Below are 17,732 nucleotides of genomic sequence, written 5' to 3'. Positions count from 1 at the left end.
ACGCTCACCCACCACCCAATAGGACCGCACTGCTATGACCGGACAATGTGCCGCGGGCGTCGACACGGGCTTCGTGACACTGGGCTATGCCAAGGTCGCCTTCTTGGGCGTGGTGCAAGGTATCACCGAACTCCTGCCGATTTCGTCAACAGCCCATATGCGGGTCGTCCCGGCTCTGTTGGGATGGCGGGATCCCGGCTCGGCTTTTTCAGCCGCGATGCAGCTCGCCGCGCTCGCCGCGGTCATCAGCTATTTCTGGCAGGATGTCCGCCGCCTAGCGGTCGGTTCAGTATCGGCAATCGGTCGTCGGCAGTTCGCTGATCCTGATCTTCGTCTGGCAATCTGGATCGCTCTCGCGACGGTCCCGATCGTGCTAGCGGGCGCTCTGCTGTCGAACAGCCTCAACACATGCAACTCGCCCTTTCGCGCCTTGCCGGTGATCGGTTGGGCTTGCATCGCGATGGCAGTGCTGATGGGTCTCGCCGAGATTTTGGCACGCCATCGCCGTGGCATCGAGGCTTCATCGCTGGCCGATGCGCTGCTCGTCGGTCTCGCGCAGGTTGGCGCACTCATCCCCGGCGTATCGCGCTCCGGATCGACCCTCACCGCCGCGCTCGCGCTCGGATTCAAGCGCGAAGAAGCGGCCCGGTTCTCATTCCTGCTTGGCATCCCGGCGATCGCGCTCGCCGGGTTCAAGGAGCTGTGGGAACTTCATCGGGTGGGACTCGACCTGCATGGCTGGTCTGTGCTGGCACTCGGCCTCTTTACCGCCTCGATCTCGGCCTTTGTGGCTATCTGGGCGCTGATGCGATTCCTCGAGCGCTTTTCTGCATGGCCATTCGTCGTCTATCGCGGGATGCTCGGCGTCCTTCTGCTCCTTACGACCGCCAACATCTTATAGTGTCGGAACTTCAATTGCCCTGAAGATCGAGACCGTGTGAAGTGCGCTGAGACCAACCGTATTTAACTGGCCTTGCGGAAGCGAAGTCAGGTCCGCATGCCCTCCTTCCCCCCCGCGCGCCGAGCCGGGGGGATGGCGCGCTTGACGTCGTAGGCGCGACGAAAGGCAAAGCGCTCGCGAATTCATCACCAGCTCGTGAAGCCTCAAATCGCGTTGACCGGCAAGCGTAGGTAAACATGTCCCGAAGGCGAAGCCGGCGGCATTTCACCGGCGCGAATGTTTACCTGCAGGGAGGGCAGAATGAGCAGCGGCGCTTCGAGCCCGGCGTCGCGAGCTTTGCGCATTGCCACGAATTCGGCCTCTCCAACACCATCACGAACATGAAGGTTGTTGCTTCGGTGCTCGGCGACGCTCGCCTCCCAAGCAGGTTTGGCGCGGGATGCCGGGGGATAGTCATGCCCGGTGAAAACGCGCGTCGCGGCGGGCAGGTCGAGTATTTTGCGGATCGAGCGATAAAGCGTTGCGGCATCGCCGCCGGGGAAATCCGCCCGGGCAGTGCCGTAGTCCGGCATGAACACTGTGTCGCCGACGAACGCGGCATCACCGATCAGATAGCTGACGCAGGCGGGCGTATGTCCCGGCGTGTCCATGACATGCAAGTTCTGCTCACCGAGCGGCAGCACATCGCCTTCGCGCACGAGCCGATCGAAAGCGCTGCCGTCGCGTGCGACGTCATTCGCCTCGAACAGATCGCCGAAGATCGCCTGAACCTCGGTGATGCGCGCGCCGATGACGACCGGGGCGCCGGTCTGCGCCCGCAGATAATGCGCGGCGGAAAGATGGTCCGCATGGGCATGGGTTTCCAGCAAATAGCGCAGATCCAGTCCCTGCTCGCGGACCGCCGCCAGCAGCGCGTCCGCACTGGCAGTGCTGGTACGCCCATTGCGCGCTGTGAAATCCAGCACCGGATCGATGATCGCGGCCGCCTTGGTCGCAGGATCATGGACGATGTAACTGACGGTATTGGTCGCGGGATCGAAGAACCCTTGCACGGCGGGCCTGGCTGCGGAGACGGGGAGAGCATGAGACACGAGGTTACCTCCTAATATCCTTCATATTAACACTTGCTAAATTAGAATCAATGAATATAATTGGAGCATGCTCGATCTCGCCAAATTCGACCTGACAACCTTCGAGGCCAACGCTGCTCGCGCCGCCACGCTCCTGCGCGTGCTCGCCAACGAGCGGCGACTGATGATCCTGTGTCAGCTTGCCGATGGGGAACTCTCCGTAGGTCAGATCCAGCCGCGCGTCGGGCTTAGCCAGTCCGCGCTGTCGCAGCATCTGGCGTTGCTGCGTGAAGAGGGCATCGTTGCTACCCGGCGCGCTGCGCAAACCATTTATTACCGAATTGTCGATCCGGCCGCGCTGCGCGTCATCGCCACGCTCGCCGAACTGTTCTGCCCAACCGATGAGGAGCCAACGCCATGACTGCGGGTCTGATCCCACTCTCGCCCGACGACACCCGCCGTCGGCTCGCAAATGGCAGCGCCATTTTGGTCGATATCAGGGAACCGGACGAATTTTCCCGACGCCATATTCCCGGCGCGGTTTCCCAGCCGCTATCGGGTTGGGAGGCGGCCCGCCTGACTGTCGAGCCCGATCGTGAGGTCATTTTCACCTGCCGGTCAGGCATGCGCACGGCTGGAGCCTGTGATCGCCTCGCCGCGCGCGTCTCCGGCCAGGCCTATGTGCTTCAGGGCGGCATCGACGCGTGGAGCAAGGCGGGCCTGCCGGTCGCCGTGGACGCCAAGGCACCGCTGGAAATCATGCGGCAGGTCCAGATTGCGGCGGGCCTGCTCGTCCTCATCGGAGTCATCCTTGGCTTCGTCGTGGCACCCGGCTGGTTCGGCCTGTCCGCCTTTGTCGGCGCGGGCCTGACCTTTGCCGGGGCCACCGGCTTTTGCGGTATGGCGCGGCTTCTGATGCTGGCCCCCTGGAACCGCCGCGCTCGCGCTGCCTGACATCGTGACGGAAACGCTCCTCCTTGCGGCCCTCGGCGGCGTCCTCATCGGCCTGCTGCTCACCGTCTTTGGCGGCGGGGGCTCGGTATTGGCGACGCCCTGGCTGATCTATGTGGTGGGCGTCGCGGATACGCATGTGGCCATCGGCACCTCTGCCGCGGCCGTCGCGGTCAACGCCGCCACCGGCCTTGCCGCCCAGGCGCGTGCGGGCACCGTCAAATGGCCCTGTGCCAGCGTTTTTGCTGCGGCCGGACTCGTCGGCGCACTGACCGGAGCGCAGGTCGGAAAGATGATCGACGGTGCGGCCCTGCTGCACTGGTTCGCATTGGCGATGATCGCGATCGCCATCTCGATGCTGATGCCGCGCAAGAGTGAGGGTGACCCCGGCGTCCGTTTGACCCCGCCGATGGTGTGGAAGCTGGCTCCTGTGGGCTTGGCAGCCGGCTTCGCGGCCGGATTCTTCGGCATCGGCGGCGGCTTCCTGATTGCGCCCGGCCTCATGGCCTCGACCGGCATGACGCTTGCCAACGCATCGGCGTCCAGCCTCGTGTCCGTCACCCTGTTCGGCGGGGCAACGAGTATCAGCTACTCCGTCTCGGGATTGGTCGACTGGGCACTGTTCACCCCGTTGGTGGCGGGCGGTGTCGCGGGTGCGACGCTGGGCTTGCCGGTTTCGCGCTGGCTCGCCACGCGCGTGACGGTCGCGCGAAGCGGCTTTGCTGCCATGGTGGTCGCGGTCGGTCTTTACATCTTGCTTAAATGAAGGAGAGGCAACTTAACCGGCGACCGCCTTCGACTAACAGTGCCTTACTGCAATGGCCCGTAAGGGGGTGATCAGCATGCGCGCCGCATTCGGTCATTGCCTGTCATCTCAACCGCACATCGGAGACAAACATTGAGCTATTATTTTGCCAAGACGCTGTCGATGGGCTTCACCGAAGCAGTCCAGCGTGCGACCGAGGCCCTGAAGCAAGAGGGTTTCGGGATCATAACCGACATCGACATCAGCGCGACTTTCAAAAAGAAGATCAACGTTGATTTCCGCGAATATCGCATTCTTGGCGCCTGCAATCCATCGCTGGCCCATGAGGCGCTTCGGATCGAGGACAAGGTTGGGACCATGCTCCCGTGCAATGTGATTGTGCAGGATGTCGGCAACGGACAGGTCGAGGTGGCCGCGATCGATCCCGTTGCCTCAATGCAGGCGATCGATAATACAGAACTGAAATCGGCAGCTCAGCAGGTCAGGGACAAGTTGCAGCGCGCGATCGCCTCCCTCTGACGAGAGGGGCGGCGCGGACCTACGGCCCAACCTCCAGGTCCTTGCGTTTCTGCAGATATTCCTCGCGATCGAGGTCGCCCCGCGCGTAGCGTTCGTCAAGGATCTCCAGCCCGCTGCGTTTCTCGAGCGGCGCGTCGGAGCGGCCTTTGCGGACCAGCAGGATTACGCCGAAAACCAGGAATGCAAGCAAGGTCAAGGGGATGATCGCGTGCATCACCCCCCAACCGGCGGTCCAATATGCTGAGCCACAGGCTCGGTCCCACCACATCATCTTAGCGGGCCGGGCGATAGAAGCCCGAATGACGATCGACCGTGTAGCGCTCGACCAGCGAATTGCCTTCCGCCGTCACGATGTCGGCGGTGATCGTGTTGGCGTCGGTTTCCACGACCCGGCCAACCTTGAGGCGGGTGTTCTGATTCCATTGAAGCCATTGCTCGAGATTGGCGCGGACATCGGCGATCGAAAGGTTCAGATTGGCCTGCCGCTGATTCCACATCATCCCGCAGTGGGGGCACCCATTGGGACCCATCATGCCCGGACCCATCATCCCGGGGCCCATCATCCCCGGACCCATCATGCCCGGACCCATCATTCCCGGACCCATCATCGTGCCGGGGCCGCCGTTCGACTGCGCGCCGGCCGGAACGGCCAGCACAAGGGAAGAAGCGGTCAAAGCCAATATGGTCGTAATCTTGCGCATCGAAACCATGATCATGCCCTCCAGTGATCTGCAATTCGGGGCCGAAGATCATGGAACAACGAATTTGGCTCTATCCGTAAATGTCCCAAGCCAACTCGCTTTGGTCGACGGCCTCACGGGATAGAATCGGTCCCTTTGGCCGGTGCGTCATTGCGCGATATCAAACGTGCATTTTTTCAGCATCGGCCGGCGAAGCTGCCTCCGCAGGCCGATGCTGCATCATAATGGTGAGGCGGTGGCGAACGGCACCACGATCAACTGGTCAGGGCTGCGTGTGGATCGCAGTCACTTCACCCGCATTACCTGTCAGCGTGAGGTCGAAATCGACCTTGTCGCCGACCTTGGCCGCATCGGTGATCGCAGGCGCCGCCTTGAACGCCATCGCCATCGCCGGCCAATTGGCTTCGGGGATCGGGCCATGGTTAAGCGTGATCGTGCCCGCCGTCTTGTCGATCGCGGTGACGGTGCCGTGGCCCTTGGCCTTGATCGCGGTGCGCGCCGCTGGCGCCATCGCCATGTTGCCCATGTCGCCGCTCATGGTCGCGGCGGGCGCCGCCTGGTTGGTCTCGGCCGCAACGGGCGTCTCCGCCTTCTTGCCGCAGGCGGCGGTCAGGGCGGCGAGGCCGAGGGCAATGGTCAGTCGTGCACGGTTCATGGTCTTCTCCTTCATGAAATGAGAGGTTGAGGTAAGGGCTTGCTCTTCGGCCGCCGGAGCAAAAGATAGGCGGCAGGAAGGACGAACATCGACAGCAGCGGCGCGGTCAGCATGCCTCCGATCATCGGCGCAGCGATCCGGCTCATCACTTCGGAGCCAGCGCCCGAGCCGAGCAGGATCGGCAGCAAGCCTGCGAGGATCACCGCGACGGTCATTGCCTTCGGCCGGACACGCAGCAGCGCGCCTTCACGCACCGCCGCCTCGACCTCGGCAGCATCCGAATGGTTCTCGCGCTCCTCCAATGCGTTCTTGAGATAGATCAGCATCACCACGCCGAACTCGGCGGAGACGCCAGCGAGCGCGATGAACCCGACTCCGGTCGCGACCGACTGGTTGAAACCGAGCAGGTAGAGCGTCCAGATCCCGCCGGTCAGCGCGAACGGCAGGGTCCCCATGATCAGCGCGGCTTCATCGAACCGTCCGAAAATCAGGTAAAGCAGTACGAAGATGATCAACAGCGTTGCCGGTACGACCAATTTTAGCTTGTCGACTGCCCTCTCGAGGTATTCGAACTGGCCAGAATAAGCGAGGCTGACGCCGGGCGAAAGCCTGACCTGTTTCGCCACCGCGCGTTGCAGGTCGCCGACTACCGAGGCGAGGTCGCGCCCGCGCACGTCGACATAGACCCAGGTCGAGGGCCGTGCGTTCTCGGTCTTGAGCATCGGCGGCCCCTCTGCGATCGATATATTTGCCACCGTGCCAAGCGTGATCTGTTGTCCCGACGGGGTCAGAACCGGCAAGGTGCGCAGCCCTTCAAGGCTGTCGCGCAGCTCACGCGGATAGCGCACGCTGATCGGATAACGCGCAAGCCCCTCCACTGTCTCGCCGATCGTCTCCCCGCCGATCGCGCCCGAGACGATCGCCTGAACGTCGGCGACGTTCAACCCGAGCCGAGCGGCGGCCGCCCGGTTGATGTCGACGTCGACATAACGTCCACCAGTCAGCCGTTCGGCGAGCGCCGAGCTGACGCCGGGTACGGTCTTGGCCACCGCCTCGACGTCATGCGCGACGCGATCAAGCTGGGCGAGATCGGCACCCGACACCTTGACCCCGATCGGGCTCTTGATGCCGGTGGCGAGCATATCGATGCGATTCCTGATCGGCGGCACCCAAACATTGGCGAGGCCGGGGAGCTTCACCGTGCGATCAAGCTCCTCGACCAGCTTGTCGGGCGTCATCCCCGGCCGCCACTGATCGCGTGGCTTGAACTGGATCGTGGCCTCGAACATCTCCAGCGGCGCCGGATCGGTTGCAGTCTCCGCGCGCCCGGCCTTGCCGAACACGCTCTCGACCTCAGGCACGGTCTTGATCAGCCGATCGGTCTGCTGGAGCAGTTGCGACGCCTTCGCCGCCGAAAGGCCGGGAAGCGCTGACGGCATGTAGAGCAGGTCGCCCTCGTCCATATTCGGCATGAACTCACCGCCAAGGCGTGTGAGCGGCCAGGCCGTGGTCGCAAAGGCGAGTGCCGCGATCAGCAGCACTGTCTTCGGTCGCTGCATCGTCCAGTCGAGCGCGGGTCGATAGATATTGGTCAGCCAGCGATTGACCGGGTTCGACTGCTCGGGCGGGATTTTTCCCCGGATCAGCAAACCCATCAGCACCGGCACCAGGGTCACCGACAGGATCGCCGCTGACGCCATCGCATAGGTTTTGGTGAAGGCGAGCGGTGCGAACAGCCTGCCCTCCTGTCCTTCGAGCGTGAACACGGGAATGAAGGACAGCGTGATGATCAGCAGGCTGAAGAACAGCGCCGGTCCGACCTCGGCAGCAGCTTCGGTGATGACGATCCAGCGCATTTCGCCTTCGAGATGCTTGTCCGGGTGATCCTGCTCCCAGCGCTCGATCTTCTTGTGGGCATTCTCGATCATGACCACGGCCGCATCGACCATCGCACCGATGGCAATGGCGATGCCGCCGAGCGACATGATGTTGGCGTTCACCCCCTGGAACCGCATCACGGTAAATGCCGCGAGGACGCCCAGCGGCAAGGTCAGGATCGCGACCAGCGCCGAGCGAACATGCCAGAGGAACAGGCCGCAGACGATCGCGACGACGATGAACTCCTCGATCAGCTTGTGGGTGAGATTCGCGACGGCGCGGTCGATCAACTGTGAACGGTCATAGACCGTCACCACATCGACGCCGGGCGGCAGACTCTTCTTGAGGTCCGCCAGCTTGTCCTTGACCGCCGCGATCGTTTCCCGGGCGTTCTTGCCCGAGCGCAATATCACCACGCCGCCGGCGACCTCGCCTTCGCCGTTCAATTCGGCGATGCCGCGCCGCATTTCGGGGCCGATCTGGATCGTGGCGACATCGCCTAGCCGCACGGGCACGCCGCCCGCAGCGGTTCTGAGCGGGATCGCGCGGAAATCGTCGAGCGTCTTCAGATAGCCCGAGGCGCGGACCATATATTCGGCCTCGGCCATCTCCAGCACCGAGCCGCCCGCTTCCTGATTGGCCTGCTGGATCGCCTGGACCGCTTGGCTGTGGGTAATCCCATAGGCGGCGAGCTTCACCGGATCGAGCAGCACCTGGTACTGCTTCACCATCCCACCGATGCTGGCAACCTCGGCGACGCCCGGGACGGTCTTCAACTCGTAGCGCAGGAACCAGTCCTGAAACCCGCGAAGCTGGGCAAGATCGTGCCGGCCGGTTTTGTCAACCAGCGCATATTCATAGACCCAGCCGACCCCGGTCGCGTCTGGACCGAGCGCACTACGCGCGCTCGCCGGCAATCGTCCCTGCACCTGGTTGAGATATTCGAGTACGCGGCTGCGCGCCCAATAGAGATCGGTGCCGTCCTCGAAGATCACATAGACGAAGCTGTCGCCGAAGAAGGAATAGCCGCGCACCGTCTTGGCGCCGGGGACCGAGAGCATGGTGGTGGTGAGCGGATAGGTGACCTGATTCTCGACGATCTGCGGCGCCTGTCCCGGATAGCTGGTGCGGATGATGACCTGGGTGTCGGAGAGATCGGGCAGCGCGTCGATCGCGGTCGATCGCACCGCCCAGACGCCTACACCGATGAGGGCCAGCACGCCGATCAGGACGAAGAAGCGGTTCTTGACCGACCAGCGGATGAGATGGGCGATCATTGGTCGGCAACCTTCGCCAAACGCCGGATCGTCGGTCCGGCCGGTGGCTGGTCGAAGCCGAAGCGGACGCGATCGCCAGTCTTCAGGCCCCGCGCGATCTTCGGGTCTGGAAGTTGGAAGGTCATCGTCATTGCCGGCCAGCCGATGGCGGGCACCGGCTCATGGCTGAGCGTCACCGAAGTGGTGGTGATCTGTTCGATCTTGCCGACGGTCTCGTACAGCGCGGCTACAGCTGTGGGTTTGGCAATTGCCGGCGGCGCGCTGCCACCGATCGGCCGCGCTTCGACGCCGGACAAACTCGCCTCGGAGTCGATCAGGAACTGGCCCGAGGCGACGATCTTTTCACCTTCGCTTAGGCCAGCCAATATCTCGGTATCGTCACCGGATTCGCGCCCGGTTTGTACCTCGGCGGGGCGGTAACGCCCCTTGTCGAGCGCGAGCATCACCAACGTCCGCTTGCCGGTGCGGATCAGCGCCTCGGACGGCACCAGCAATGCCGGCTGCGTACTGCCGCCGAACGACACGGTCGCGAACATGCCGGGCCGCAAGCGCCCGCCGCGGTTGGGCAGCTCGATCCGCACCGTGAGCGTCCGGCTGTCGACCTGAGTCGTGGGCAGGATCGCCGAGACACGCCCGGAGATGGTTTCGCCGGGGAAGGCTGCAAGCGCGGCTCGCACCGCTTGTCCAGGCTTCAAGGGACCGGCGACCGCTTCGGGCACGGCGGCATTCAACCAGACCGTGCCGAGCCCGTTGACCTCGGCAAGCGTCTGGCCTGCCATCAAGGTCATGCCGCCCCGCACGTTCAACGTCTTGATCACGCCGCCCGTGGGCGTGGAGATGGTGATCACATTATGCGGTCGTCCGGTTTGCTCGACCGATGCGATCGTGCCGGAGGGCATGCCGAGCAGCATGAGCCGTTGACGCGCGGCCTGGATCAGAGCGGCGTTGCCGGTGCGGCGGACCGCCAGAAACTCGGTCTGTGCGCCGCCCCATTCCGGCACCAGAACATCGGCAAGCGGCGCGCCTGCACCGATCACATCACCAGGTGCGCGGCCATAGACACGGGAAACGAAGCCGCCTGCACGCGCCTGAACGATCGCAACGTCGCGCTGGTTGAAGTCGATCGTGCCGGTGGCGGTGAGACTGCTCGCCAATTCGCCGCGCCGCACAGCCACCGTTCGCATCCCGAGCGCCTGGGAGGCGGACGGGTCGATCGATATTCCCGGCTGTGCCGCGCTTGCCCCCACCTCATCCGCATAGCGCGGGATTGTTTGCATTCCCATCGACGACAGGCCTGGACCGTCATGATGCTCAGCGGGGATCATCGGGTCATACCAATAGAGGATCTTGCGTGCCGGCGGTTTGGCGGCCGTAGCGTCGGGTGATCCTCCTCTCCATTCAGAGATGGTGAAACCGACCCCGCCAGCGGCGACCGCGAGCAGCGCCGCGGCACCGAAAAGGCCGCCCCGAGGGATTGTGAAATGGCTCATTGCGATTCGCTCCGATACGTAAGGTTCAGTCGAACACCGTCAGCAGCGACAAGGGCTTCACGGTCGAGAGTGTTGAGGGTGACGTCGGCAAGGGCCGCATAGGCATCCGCGATATCGACAAGATTGGCGCGACCTGCCCCGTAGCTTGCCGTCTCCAACGTCACCCGCTGCTCGGCGAGTGGCAGCAATGTGTCCCGCGCGCGCAGCCACTGTTCATGATGCATGATATGGTCCGCAAGATCGGTTTCGAGATCAGCGGCCAGCGCCCGCAGGGCCGCGTCGCGTTCGGCCAGGATGCGTCCGGCATTCTCCTGGGCCGCCGCAATGCCCGCATTCTGTCGACTGCGGGTGAAGAAGGGCAGACTGACCGTCACACCGGCTGACACATAATCTCCAAAACGAGGGTCGCGGCGTTGATAGGCAAGGTTCACCCCGAAGTCGGAACGGCGGTTGGCATCGGCCATACGCACATCGGCCATTGCCTGACCGGACTGGGCGTCGATCATTGCCATGGTGGGAAGGCGATCCAGGCCAGCGCGCAGTTCGGCCCCATCGACAGGGAAGTCGGGAATAGATCCGGCAATTTCAGGCGCCGGGTCACCCGTCCATCGCGTCAGAGCAGCCCGTGCCCGCGCTATGTTTGAGACCAGTTCGCTGCGACGATCTTCTAATGAGGCGATAGCCTGTCGGCCGGCAAGAGTCTGCGCAGGCCGGGCATTGCCCGACGCGACGGCACTGGGCGTTGTCCGCACCACGCGCTCCAGACGGGCTAGAAGATCATCAAGCGCGGTCAGCCGGCGCTCGGCATAGGCAAGGTTGATCCAGGCAAGCGCAGTGCCGACCTCAACCGAACGCGCCTCAAATGCGGTGTCGGCATCTGCAGCCTTGATATCGCTGTCAGCGCGGGCGCGTTGCGCACGGCGCTTGGCGAGGTTGGGAATATCCTGGGACACGCCCACCCGCGCCATCGTGAAATTGTCCTGCCCGGGAGCAAACGCCAATGGCCCCGAGATCGGGAAACTGTCGAGCCCAACGGCCAGAGTCGGATCAGGTAGCGATCCGGCGCCGCCACGAGCGGAACGAGCGGCCTCGGCGGCGAGCGCCTTGGCCTTGATCGACGGCGCTTCCTGCCGCGCGCGCTGGAGCGCAGCGTCGAAAGTGAGGGGACCAGCGAATGCAACGCCGGGGATCGCCGCGAGCAGCGGCAGACAAACAAACAATCGCATGGAAAACTCCTGATCGGAGGATCAGGCCGGCGTCGCGCACTCTGGCAGGCATGTCAGTGGCGGCGGGATGGGGGCAATCCCGCCGCCACTGCTGGCCTGGCCGTCTATGCGACCTTACACGGCCAGAGGCTGTGCCTAGCCGGCCGAGGGAGCCGACGAAGGCGATGCCATGCTATGCATCTCCTTCATGCAGTCCGCCGCGCTCATCTTCATCATGTCGCAGTTGCAGTTCGCCATCTGCGGAGCATCGGGCACCCAGACGCGACGGGGGCTCATAGATGGCGCACGCGGGCCATAGTTTGGCGATTGACGCCATTCATAATGGCCAGACTGCGAGTTTGTGTTGGGTTCGCCGGCGAAAGCGGCAACGGGAGCGGCAAGCGCAATGCCCAGCAGGGCATAGAAAACACGGTTCTTCATGACTGTAATCCTTGGGCAAAATATCGTGGTAGCCGCGGGTCAGACAGGATTTTCAGATGCGCGATAGACGCAAGAATCCTGTCAGCCTGGCAGCCGGTGTCGATCAGCCAAGGAGAGTCGGTGGTTCCGGTTCGGGAGTGAGGTCACTGCCGTGCAGGACAGTGATGGTTGCCCAGAAGGGCAGAGCTGGACTGGCTTCGCGTGCTTCCAGCATAGGCGCGTCATTACGAACGGCCAGCGGAACGACGCAGCCCATGGCCGCGATGCATTCCAGGGTCATGCCCTTGCAAGGCTTCTGAGCAGGTTGTTGCTGCTGTGCCATTATCTTCATGCAGTCTTCCGACATCCCAGCCACGGCCTGCACAGACGTGGCCATTGGGGCGGACATCGCAGGCGGAGCGGACGCAAAGGCCGCCGCTTGGCCAATCAAGCCAACCATGGCTCCCAGAAGGAGAAGAAGTTGCAAAACGCGTTTCACAGCCGTTATTTATTACGCCTCGTAGCATCAAAGATCAACGAGATGGTCACCCGCCGTGTCGGGCAAATACCGTCTGACCCGCCGATCCGAAGGCGATGACAGAGTAGGGTTGTGGTTTTTGGCCGGGGACTTCCATCCCCGGAGAACCCAGCGGCATGCCCGCTACGGCCAATCCCTTTACGCCCTTCGGGCGCTTCGCGATCGCGCGCTTCATGTCGGCAATGGGAACGTGGCCCTCGAAAACTATGCCATCGACAATTGCAGTATGGCATGATGCCAGCGCAGCGGGCACGCCTTGAGCGCGTTGAAAGCGGCCGCGTTGCTGGTCGTCGACGATATTGACGCTTTGTCCAAATTGTCTGCGCACCTGGGCCGCCCACTGTTCGCAGCAACCGCAACCAGGGTCACGATGCATGATGATCGGGGCAGCTTCGGCGCTGGCGACGGAGAAGGCTGCTATGAACGCAGCGAGGGCAAATTTGAGTGTCATACGATCCCTTATTGGTTCCCCCGCCCCTGGGCGGGGGAGGAAAGGTCTATTGGGCGCGCTTGTTGTGGGCTCTCAGCCAGCCTTGAAGCTCGCCCACTTCTCGCGTTTGCTCGGTGATTGACTTGTTCGCCATCATTCGGACCTGCGCGTCCTTGGTGTCGCGCAAAACGATGCGTGACATCGCAATCGCACCGCGATGATGCTCGATCATCTTGCGCACCCAGGTCTCCGTTGCATCGCTGCCCGTGGCGGACATCATCTTCTGATGCATCTCCATTTCTGCAGGCGGGTAAGGATTGGCTGGCGTGGGGTTCATGGTCTGGCGCATGTCCATCTTGCTATGGTCCATGCCCTGCATTTGGGCGATCGCCGGCGCGGCCACCAATCCAGCGATGATGATGGGGACTATTTTCTTCACAATTCTCTCCTCAGCGCCCCGCATTGATAATACGCATGGGCGCGCCATTTCCCTCGTGAGGCGGCACAAAATTTACGGGAACGGGAGCGCGAAGCCTACTTGCGGGCTAGAATAGCCTTCATTTCATCGATTTCGCGGCGCTGAGATTCCTCGATGCCGCTGCACAGACGAACGATTTCCGGATCCTTCAAGGAGGCCTCGCGGCACATCAGGATCGCGCCCGAATGATGCGGGATCATCGATCGGAGGAATGCTGTATCGCCGATCGTTGTTTGCGTGCGGATGAGGGCAAATGATCCGGCGAATATCGCAACTGACCCTAATATAAGGGCCGCGTTTGCCTTTTTCGACGGGAACATATGGCCCATCGCGAGGACCATCAGCACCACCATGGGCGCCACCATCATTAGCGTCATGTAGAGCATATTCAGGTTGTTGTAGAAGCTCCCCAAGCTGTCGATCATGACGAACATCACCAGATACATGATGACGCCGCCAACCAAGGTCTGCAGGGCGAGGCTCGCATAGGCATTTTTCATCATTGGTCGTCTCCTTTGGCCCCCGCCCCGATCCTGCTTGACTATTCAACCCGTGCGGCGTCGCTTTCGCGGCCACCGAAGATACAAAAGTGCCGAACCCGCGATCGCCAATGCGAGACCACCTGCGGCAAACGCCATCAACCACGGCGTGTTGAAATTTTCGTGGTTTTTCCAATCCATGATGTGGAGCGCCCAGAAGAAATCGTACAGGCGCCACGTTCCATTTCTCACAGCGACGATCCGACCACTATTCTGGGCAACATAGACGCGGGTCGCTTCGCGGTCAGGGAAGTCCACCCGCCAGGCCGGCAGGACGCCCTTGAATTCTGGGGTCGACGCCACAACCAGGCGCACGCTCGGCGGCTCCGACGTACCACGGTAGGCCTGTATCGCCACCGCGCGAGCCATCGCAGCGTTCACGGGACCAAGTCGACGACCTGTTTCTGCATCGTGGAGTGAGATCGTCCCATCGATAGACTCGACCTCCGCAATCTCGCGGCCGAGCAGCGCGCGATATCGGACTTCACGCACGGGTCTGGTCGCCGCGCGCAACACTAGGTCCAACGGCGCGCGCGATCTCGACTGTTCCAATATCGCCGGCGACGATCGCTCGACGAGATGTTCACCGCGGACTCGCTCGATCGGCAACAGGCTCATGACAAGACCGCTCGCAAACCAAAGCAGCAGCTGGACGCCGATAACCAGGGCTAACCAGCGATGAACGCGGCTAGCCCCGATGTGGAAGCGGAGTTTGGCGCTTCTCAGAACCAGGTCCGAACACCGATTACAAAGCTGGCCGCCTTCACGTCCCCTCCGTCTGAGCGTGCATAGTCCGCCGTCCGCCCGAACTTTCGGTCGTAAGAAACGCCGATGTAGGGGGCAAATTCGCGGCGCAGTTCGTAACGCAAACGCAGTCCCAATTCGGCGTTCGTGATGCCCGCTCCAATCCGCGTCTCCGGGACATTTTGTGCTGAAAGGTTCACTTCCAGGCGCGGCTGGAGAATGAGGCGTTGCGTGATACGCTGATCATAATAGCCCTCGATCCGCCCCAACACCTCGCCTTTGTTCGACAGAAACAGGGCAGCCTCGGTCTCAAACCAGTAAGGCGCCACCCCCTCAATACCGATCGTCGCATAAGTACGGGATGGGTTGGGTTTGAAATCGTAACGGACACCCGCCTGGAGGTTCCAATAAGGGTCGAGTGCACGACTGTAGAGCGCCTGAACTTCTGCGGTCTCCATGTAGGTGCCGCTTCTGCCAGCAAGAACGCCCTCACCCTCTGTCTTGACCACCAGCCGATCGAGATCCTTGCCGAACCACGCCTCCCCGTCCCACCGATAGCCGTCGCGGCCGTTACGGACCTGATATTCCGCCAGATTGAACAGGATCATCGAGCTGGATGAGCCGCCATGTTCCTTATGCAGCATGATACGCGAAGCCGCCATCTCGCCGTTTTTGTAGACGCGGTCGGCATAGTTGTCGGTAGGAGGTTGGGGTGCAGGGGCGTTGCCGGGCATGAGACTGGTGCCACCAGCGCCATGGGCTGCCATCGGCCCATCCATCGCCATGCCGGGCATCGACGACATATCGTGCTGCATCGGCTGACCGCCGGGTGCCGCCTGCATGTCCATGCCGGGCATGTCGTGTTTCATCGTACCGCCCGCCCCATCGGGCATGGTCATGCCAGGCATGCCGGACATGTCGTGGCCGGCATGCGGGTCAGCCATTGGAGGCGTCTTGTTACCGGGCATCTCCATGCCGGACATAGCCCCCATGCCCGACATGTCGTGCGGCGCCGACTTGGGTTTTGCTGCCGGTGCCCGGCGCTTCGGGGTGGCAGGCTTGCCCTTAGCCGTGGGCGCAGCGGCGCGCCTGGGCTGGCTTGCTGGCTTGGCCACCGGCTTTTTCTTCGCCGCTGGCTGAGCAGCAGGCATGTTCATGCCCGGCATATTCTGCATCGACTGCGCGCTGACTGGGGTCGCCAAGGCGAGCGGGGCCGCGCCGATCAGAAGGAGAAGCGACTTCATGCGGCATCTCCCCGGGGACGGACAGAGACGACGCGCATCATCCCGGCATGCATGTGATAGAGCATATGGCAGTGAAACGCCCAGTCGCCGACTGCGTCTGCGGTGACGTCGAAACTTACCTTGCCTCCTGGTGCGACATTGACGGTGTGTTTGCGCGGCGAATACTCGCCATGCCCGGTCACCAGCTCGAAGAAATGCCCATGAAGATGGATCGGGTGCGACATCATCGTGTCATTGACGAGCGTGACGCGGACCCTTTCGTTTTCGATAAAGGGAATGGGCTCGCGCTTGTCACTGAGCTTCACCCCATCGAACGACCACATATAGCGTTCCATATTCCCGGTCAGGTGGATTTCCATCGCGCGGTCTGGCGCGCGAACATCGGGGTTGCGCTCCACCGCCATGAGATCGCGATAGACAAGGACGCGGTGGCCAACGTCTTCGAGACCCTGTCCCGGTTCTCCCGTGCGATCCATCGGCATGGGCGAGATCGTCTGGACACCCGGTCCCATCTTAACCTGCGGCGCTTTGCTGGCGTCGCGCATGTTCATGCCGCCCATTCCGCCCATCGCCATGCCGCCCATTGTATCACCGGACCCGCTGCCCATTCCGGGCATGTTGGCCATGGAACTATCCGCCGGTTTTTGCATGCTTGGCATCGACGCGCCGGCCCCCATATCCATGCCTGCCATCCCGCCCGCGGCAGCTCCGCCGGCAGACATGTCATGCCCCATTGCTGCGTGGTCCATGCCGGACATGCCGCTCATATCCATGTCCCCCATGCCCATGTCCTTCATATCGGCAAGGGGCCGCTTGCGGAGCGGCGGAACTTCGGCCGTCATGCCTTCACGCGGAGCCAGTGTGGCGCGTGCCATGCCCGAACGATCAACGGATTCACCGACCAGCGTGTAGGCGCGATCATCGGTCGGAGTAACGATGACATCATAGGTCTCGGCAACCGCGATCTGAAACTCGTCGACCTCGACCGGCCTGACATTGAGCCCGTCGGCCTGAACAACCGTAAGTTTGAGACCGGGAATCCGGACATTGAACGTCGTCATCGCGGAGGCATTGACGAAACGCAGGCGAACGCGCTCACCTGGCTTGAAAAGCGCGGTCCAGTTGTCCCGTGGGCCATGCCCATTCACGAGATAGGTATAGGTCGAGCCCGTGACATCGGACACGTCGGTCGGATCCATCCGCATATTGCCCCAGTCAAGTCGGTCCTTGAGGGGTTGGTCTTCCTTGGCCAGCAAACCGGCCAGCGTTTGCCGCTGATAATTGAAATAGCCACCGCCGACCTGCTTGAGCTTCCGGAAAATTGCGTGCGGATGCATCTGGCTATGGTCGGAGAGCACGATGACATGCTCTCGATCCGACTGAATCGGATCCTCGCCTTCCGGGTCGATGACAATCGGTCCGTAATGACCTAACTGCTCCTGCAGCCCCGAATGGCTATGATACCAATAGGTGCCAGCCTGGACGATGGGGAACTCATAGACAAAGGTCGACTTGGGCTTGATGCCGGGGAAGCTGATGCCGGGCACGCCGTCGAACTGGAACGGCAAAAGCAGGCCGTGCCAGTGGATCGAGCTGTCTTCCTCGAGATCGTTGATCACCGACAGGCGGACGTTTTGGCCCTGACGCAGACGGATGAGGGGCGCAGGCACAGTGCCATTGATGCCGATGGCATGGCTTTGTCGGCCGTCGATCATCATCATCTGATGCGCGATCTTGAGCGTGATATCGTTCCCGCTGACCGTTGGCAGTGGCTTGGCAATCCCGGACGAAATGGGTTGAGCCCATGCCGGCAGCCATGCCGACAATGCGAGGCCACCGCCGGCCAGCGCAGCGCCGCGGAAAAGGTCGCGGCGGTTCAATCCGGGGGACATAATATCTCCTTGTTCAACGTGCAGCACTTTGGGT

General features: G+C 62.5%; 20 protein-coding genes. 5 read left to right on the top strand and 15 right to left on the bottom strand.

The genetic code is table 11. The features are described 5' to 3' along the window. Nucleotides 1-34 precede the first annotated feature (34 nt). Nucleotides 35-901, top strand: a complete 867-nt coding sequence (locus VVT58_RS23275; RefSeq protein ID WP_021243433.1) for an undecaprenyl-diphosphate phosphatase — start codon at nucleotides 35-37, stop codon at nucleotides 899-901. Between the two features lie 203 nt (nucleotides 902-1,104). Here the strand turns inward: VVT58_RS23275 and VVT58_RS23270 are convergent, their stop codons facing one another. Beyond that, complete coding sequence (locus VVT58_RS23270; protein ID WP_081659623.1) at nucleotides 1,105-1,992, bottom strand: MBL fold metallo-hydrolase; 888 nt, start codon at nucleotides 1,990-1,992, stop codon at nucleotides 1,105-1,107. Nucleotides 1,993-2,059: 67 nt separating this feature from the next. Between VVT58_RS23270 and VVT58_RS23265 the strand changes: the two genes are divergently transcribed. The 4 genes from VVT58_RS23265 (at nucleotide 2,060) to VVT58_RS23250 (ending at nucleotide 4,207) form a co-directional block, all read left to right on the top strand. Then, nucleotides 2,060-2,392, top strand: a complete 333-nt coding sequence (locus VVT58_RS23265) for a helix-turn-helix transcriptional regulator (RefSeq protein WP_021243435.1) — start codon at nucleotides 2,060-2,062, stop codon at nucleotides 2,390-2,392. Further along, entirely contained in the window at nucleotides 2,389-2,925 is a 537-nt protein-coding gene (locus tag VVT58_RS23260) for a rhodanese family protein (RefSeq protein ID WP_021243436.1), read from the top strand. The genes VVT58_RS23265 and VVT58_RS23260 overlap by 4 nt, the downstream gene beginning before the upstream one ends. A 4-nt stretch (nucleotides 2,926-2,929) precedes the next feature. Further along, on the top strand, nucleotides 2,930-3,688 hold the full coding sequence (locus VVT58_RS23255; RefSeq protein ID WP_021243437.1) for a TSUP family transporter: 759 nt from the start codon (nucleotides 2,930-2,932) through the stop codon (nucleotides 3,686-3,688). Nucleotides 3,689-3,820: 132 nt separating this feature from the next. After that, nucleotides 3,821-4,207 (top strand): DUF302 domain-containing protein, encoded by a 387-nt coding sequence (locus VVT58_RS23250; RefSeq protein WP_021243438.1) that lies wholly within the window; start codon nucleotides 3,821-3,823, stop codon nucleotides 4,205-4,207. Nucleotides 4,208-4,226: 19 nt separating this feature from the next. Here the strand turns inward: VVT58_RS23250 and VVT58_RS23245 are convergent, their stop codons facing one another. The 14 genes from VVT58_RS23245 to VVT58_RS23180 all read right to left on the bottom strand — a co-directional run bounded on the left by VVT58_RS23245 (nucleotide 4,227) and on the right by VVT58_RS23180 (nucleotide 17,698). Beyond that, entirely contained in the window at nucleotides 4,227-4,421 is a 195-nt protein-coding gene (locus VVT58_RS23245) for an SHOCT domain-containing protein (protein WP_021243439.1), read from the bottom strand. Nucleotides 4,422-4,479: 58 nt separating this feature from the next. Then, nucleotides 4,480-4,923 (bottom strand): hypothetical protein, encoded by a 444-nt coding sequence (locus VVT58_RS23240; RefSeq protein WP_021243440.1) that lies wholly within the window; start codon nucleotides 4,921-4,923, stop codon nucleotides 4,480-4,482. Nucleotides 4,924-5,170: 247 nt separating this feature from the next. Continuing rightward, nucleotides 5,171-5,563 (bottom strand): copper-binding protein, encoded by a 393-nt coding sequence (locus VVT58_RS23235; RefSeq protein WP_021243441.1) that lies wholly within the window; start codon nucleotides 5,561-5,563, stop codon nucleotides 5,171-5,173. An 11-nt stretch (nucleotides 5,564-5,574) separates the two neighbouring features. Beyond that, complete coding sequence (locus VVT58_RS23230; protein ID WP_021243442.1) at nucleotides 5,575-8,718, bottom strand: efflux RND transporter permease subunit; 3,144 nt, start codon at nucleotides 8,716-8,718, stop codon at nucleotides 5,575-5,577. Continuing rightward, nucleotides 8,715-10,208 carry an efflux RND transporter periplasmic adaptor subunit gene (locus tag VVT58_RS23225; RefSeq protein WP_021243443.1) on the bottom strand — a complete coding sequence of 498 codons (1,494 nt, stop codon included), beginning with the start codon at nucleotides 10,206-10,208 and terminating at the stop codon, nucleotides 8,715-8,717. Before VVT58_RS23225 ends, VVT58_RS23230 begins: the two co-directional genes overlap by 4 nt. Next, nucleotides 10,205-11,434 (bottom strand): TolC family protein, encoded by a 1,230-nt coding sequence (locus VVT58_RS23220; protein WP_017502287.1) that lies wholly within the window; start codon nucleotides 11,432-11,434, stop codon nucleotides 10,205-10,207. The genes VVT58_RS23225 and VVT58_RS23220 overlap by 4 nt, the downstream gene beginning before the upstream one ends. 135 nt (nucleotides 11,435-11,569) lie before the next feature. After that, the gene (locus VVT58_RS23215) at nucleotides 11,570-11,854 is read right to left on the bottom strand and encodes a hypothetical protein (protein WP_021243444.1); all 285 of its coding nucleotides are present in this window, start codon (nucleotides 11,852-11,854) and stop codon (nucleotides 11,570-11,572) included. A 103-nt stretch (nucleotides 11,855-11,957) separates the two neighbouring features. Further along, nucleotides 11,958-12,185 carry a hypothetical protein gene (locus tag VVT58_RS23210; protein WP_234781450.1) on the bottom strand — a complete coding sequence of 76 codons (228 nt, stop codon included), beginning with the start codon at nucleotides 12,183-12,185 and terminating at the stop codon, nucleotides 11,958-11,960. Nucleotides 12,186-12,378: 193 nt separating this feature from the next. Continuing rightward, the gene (locus VVT58_RS23205; protein ID WP_021243446.1) at nucleotides 12,379-12,822 is read right to left on the bottom strand and encodes a DUF411 domain-containing protein; all 444 of its coding nucleotides are present in this window, start codon (nucleotides 12,820-12,822) and stop codon (nucleotides 12,379-12,381) included. 46 nt (nucleotides 12,823-12,868) lie between these two features. Further along, nucleotides 12,869-13,264 (bottom strand): DUF305 domain-containing protein, encoded by a 396-nt coding sequence (locus VVT58_RS23200; protein WP_017502282.1) that lies wholly within the window; start codon nucleotides 13,262-13,264, stop codon nucleotides 12,869-12,871. Between the two features lie 71 nt (nucleotides 13,265-13,335). Next, nucleotides 13,336-13,782 (bottom strand): DUF305 domain-containing protein, encoded by a 447-nt coding sequence (locus VVT58_RS23195; protein ID WP_017502281.1) that lies wholly within the window; start codon nucleotides 13,780-13,782, stop codon nucleotides 13,336-13,338. A gap of 42 nt (nucleotides 13,783-13,824) precedes the next feature. Next, complete coding sequence (locus VVT58_RS23190; protein ID WP_026109409.1) at nucleotides 13,825-14,517, bottom strand: PepSY domain-containing protein; 693 nt, start codon at nucleotides 14,515-14,517, stop codon at nucleotides 13,825-13,827. Between the two features lie 23 nt (nucleotides 14,518-14,540). After that, complete coding sequence (locus VVT58_RS23185; RefSeq protein WP_021243449.1) at nucleotides 14,541-15,806, bottom strand: copper resistance protein B; 1,266 nt, start codon at nucleotides 15,804-15,806, stop codon at nucleotides 14,541-14,543. Beyond that, a complete protein-coding gene (locus tag VVT58_RS23180) occupies nucleotides 15,803-17,698 on the bottom strand; it encodes a copper resistance system multicopper oxidase (RefSeq protein WP_021243450.1) in 1,896 nt (631 codons plus the stop codon). Before VVT58_RS23180 ends, VVT58_RS23185 begins: the two co-directional genes overlap by 4 nt. Nucleotides 17,699-17,732 lie beyond the last annotated feature (34 nt).

The sequence above is a fragment of the Sphingobium sp. SJ10-10 genome, from assembly GCF_036038995.2.
In the GTDB taxonomy this organism is placed as follows: domain Bacteria; phylum Pseudomonadota; class Alphaproteobacteria; order Sphingomonadales; family Sphingomonadaceae; genus Sphingobium.
Note: the sequence above shows the minus strand (reverse complement) of the source record. Positions and strands in the feature narration are given on the sequence as shown.

Bases quoted from the DNA above. Each gene is read 5' to 3' on its own strand.
- VVT58_RS23275 (WP_021243433.1), top strand. From the start codon at position 35: ATGACCGGACAATGTGCCGCGGGCGTCGACACGGGCTTCGTGACACTG.
- VVT58_RS23265 (WP_021243435.1), top strand. From the start codon at position 2,060: ATGCTCGATCTCGCCAAATTCGACCTGACAACCTTCGAGGCCAACGCT.
- VVT58_RS23260 (WP_021243436.1), top strand. From the start codon at position 2,389: ATGACTGCGGGTCTGATCCCACTCTCGCCCGACGACACCCGCCGTCGG.
- VVT58_RS23245 (WP_021243439.1), bottom strand. From the start codon at position 4,421: ATGCACGCGATCATCCCCTTGACCTTGCTTGCATTCCTGGTTTTCGGC.
- VVT58_RS23240 (WP_021243440.1), bottom strand. From the start codon at position 4,923: ATGATCATGGTTTCGATGCGCAAGATTACGACCATATTGGCTTTGACC.
- VVT58_RS23235 (WP_021243441.1), bottom strand. From the start codon at position 5,563: ATGAACCGTGCACGACTGACCATTGCCCTCGGCCTCGCCGCCCTGACC.
- VVT58_RS23230 (WP_021243442.1), bottom strand. From the start codon at position 8,718: ATGATCGCCCATCTCATCCGCTGGTCGGTCAAGAACCGCTTCTTCGTC.
- VVT58_RS23225 (WP_021243443.1), bottom strand. From the start codon at position 10,208: ATGAGCCATTTCACAATCCCTCGGGGCGGCCTTTTCGGTGCCGCGGCG.
- VVT58_RS23220 (WP_017502287.1), bottom strand. From the start codon at position 11,434: ATGCGATTGTTTGTTTGTCTGCCGCTGCTCGCGGCGATCCCCGGCGTT.
- VVT58_RS23215 (WP_021243444.1), bottom strand. From the start codon at position 11,854: ATGAAGAACCGTGTTTTCTATGCCCTGCTGGGCATTGCGCTTGCCGCT.
- VVT58_RS23210 (WP_234781450.1), bottom strand. From the start codon at position 12,185: ATGAAGATAATGGCACAGCAGCAACAACCTGCTCAGAAGCCTTGCAAG.
- VVT58_RS23205 (WP_021243446.1), bottom strand. From the start codon at position 12,822: ATGACACTCAAATTTGCCCTCGCTGCGTTCATAGCAGCCTTCTCCGTC.
- VVT58_RS23200 (WP_017502282.1), bottom strand. From the start codon at position 13,264: ATGCGGGGCGCTGAGGAGAGAATTGTGAAGAAAATAGTCCCCATCATC.
- VVT58_RS23195 (WP_017502281.1), bottom strand. From the start codon at position 13,782: ATGATGAAAAATGCCTATGCGAGCCTCGCCCTGCAGACCTTGGTTGGC.
- VVT58_RS23185 (WP_021243449.1), bottom strand. From the start codon at position 15,806: ATGAAGTCGCTTCTCCTTCTGATCGGCGCGGCCCCGCTCGCCTTGGCG.
- VVT58_RS23180 (WP_021243450.1), bottom strand. From the start codon at position 17,698: ATGTCCCCCGGATTGAACCGCCGCGACCTTTTCCGCGGCGCTGCGCTG.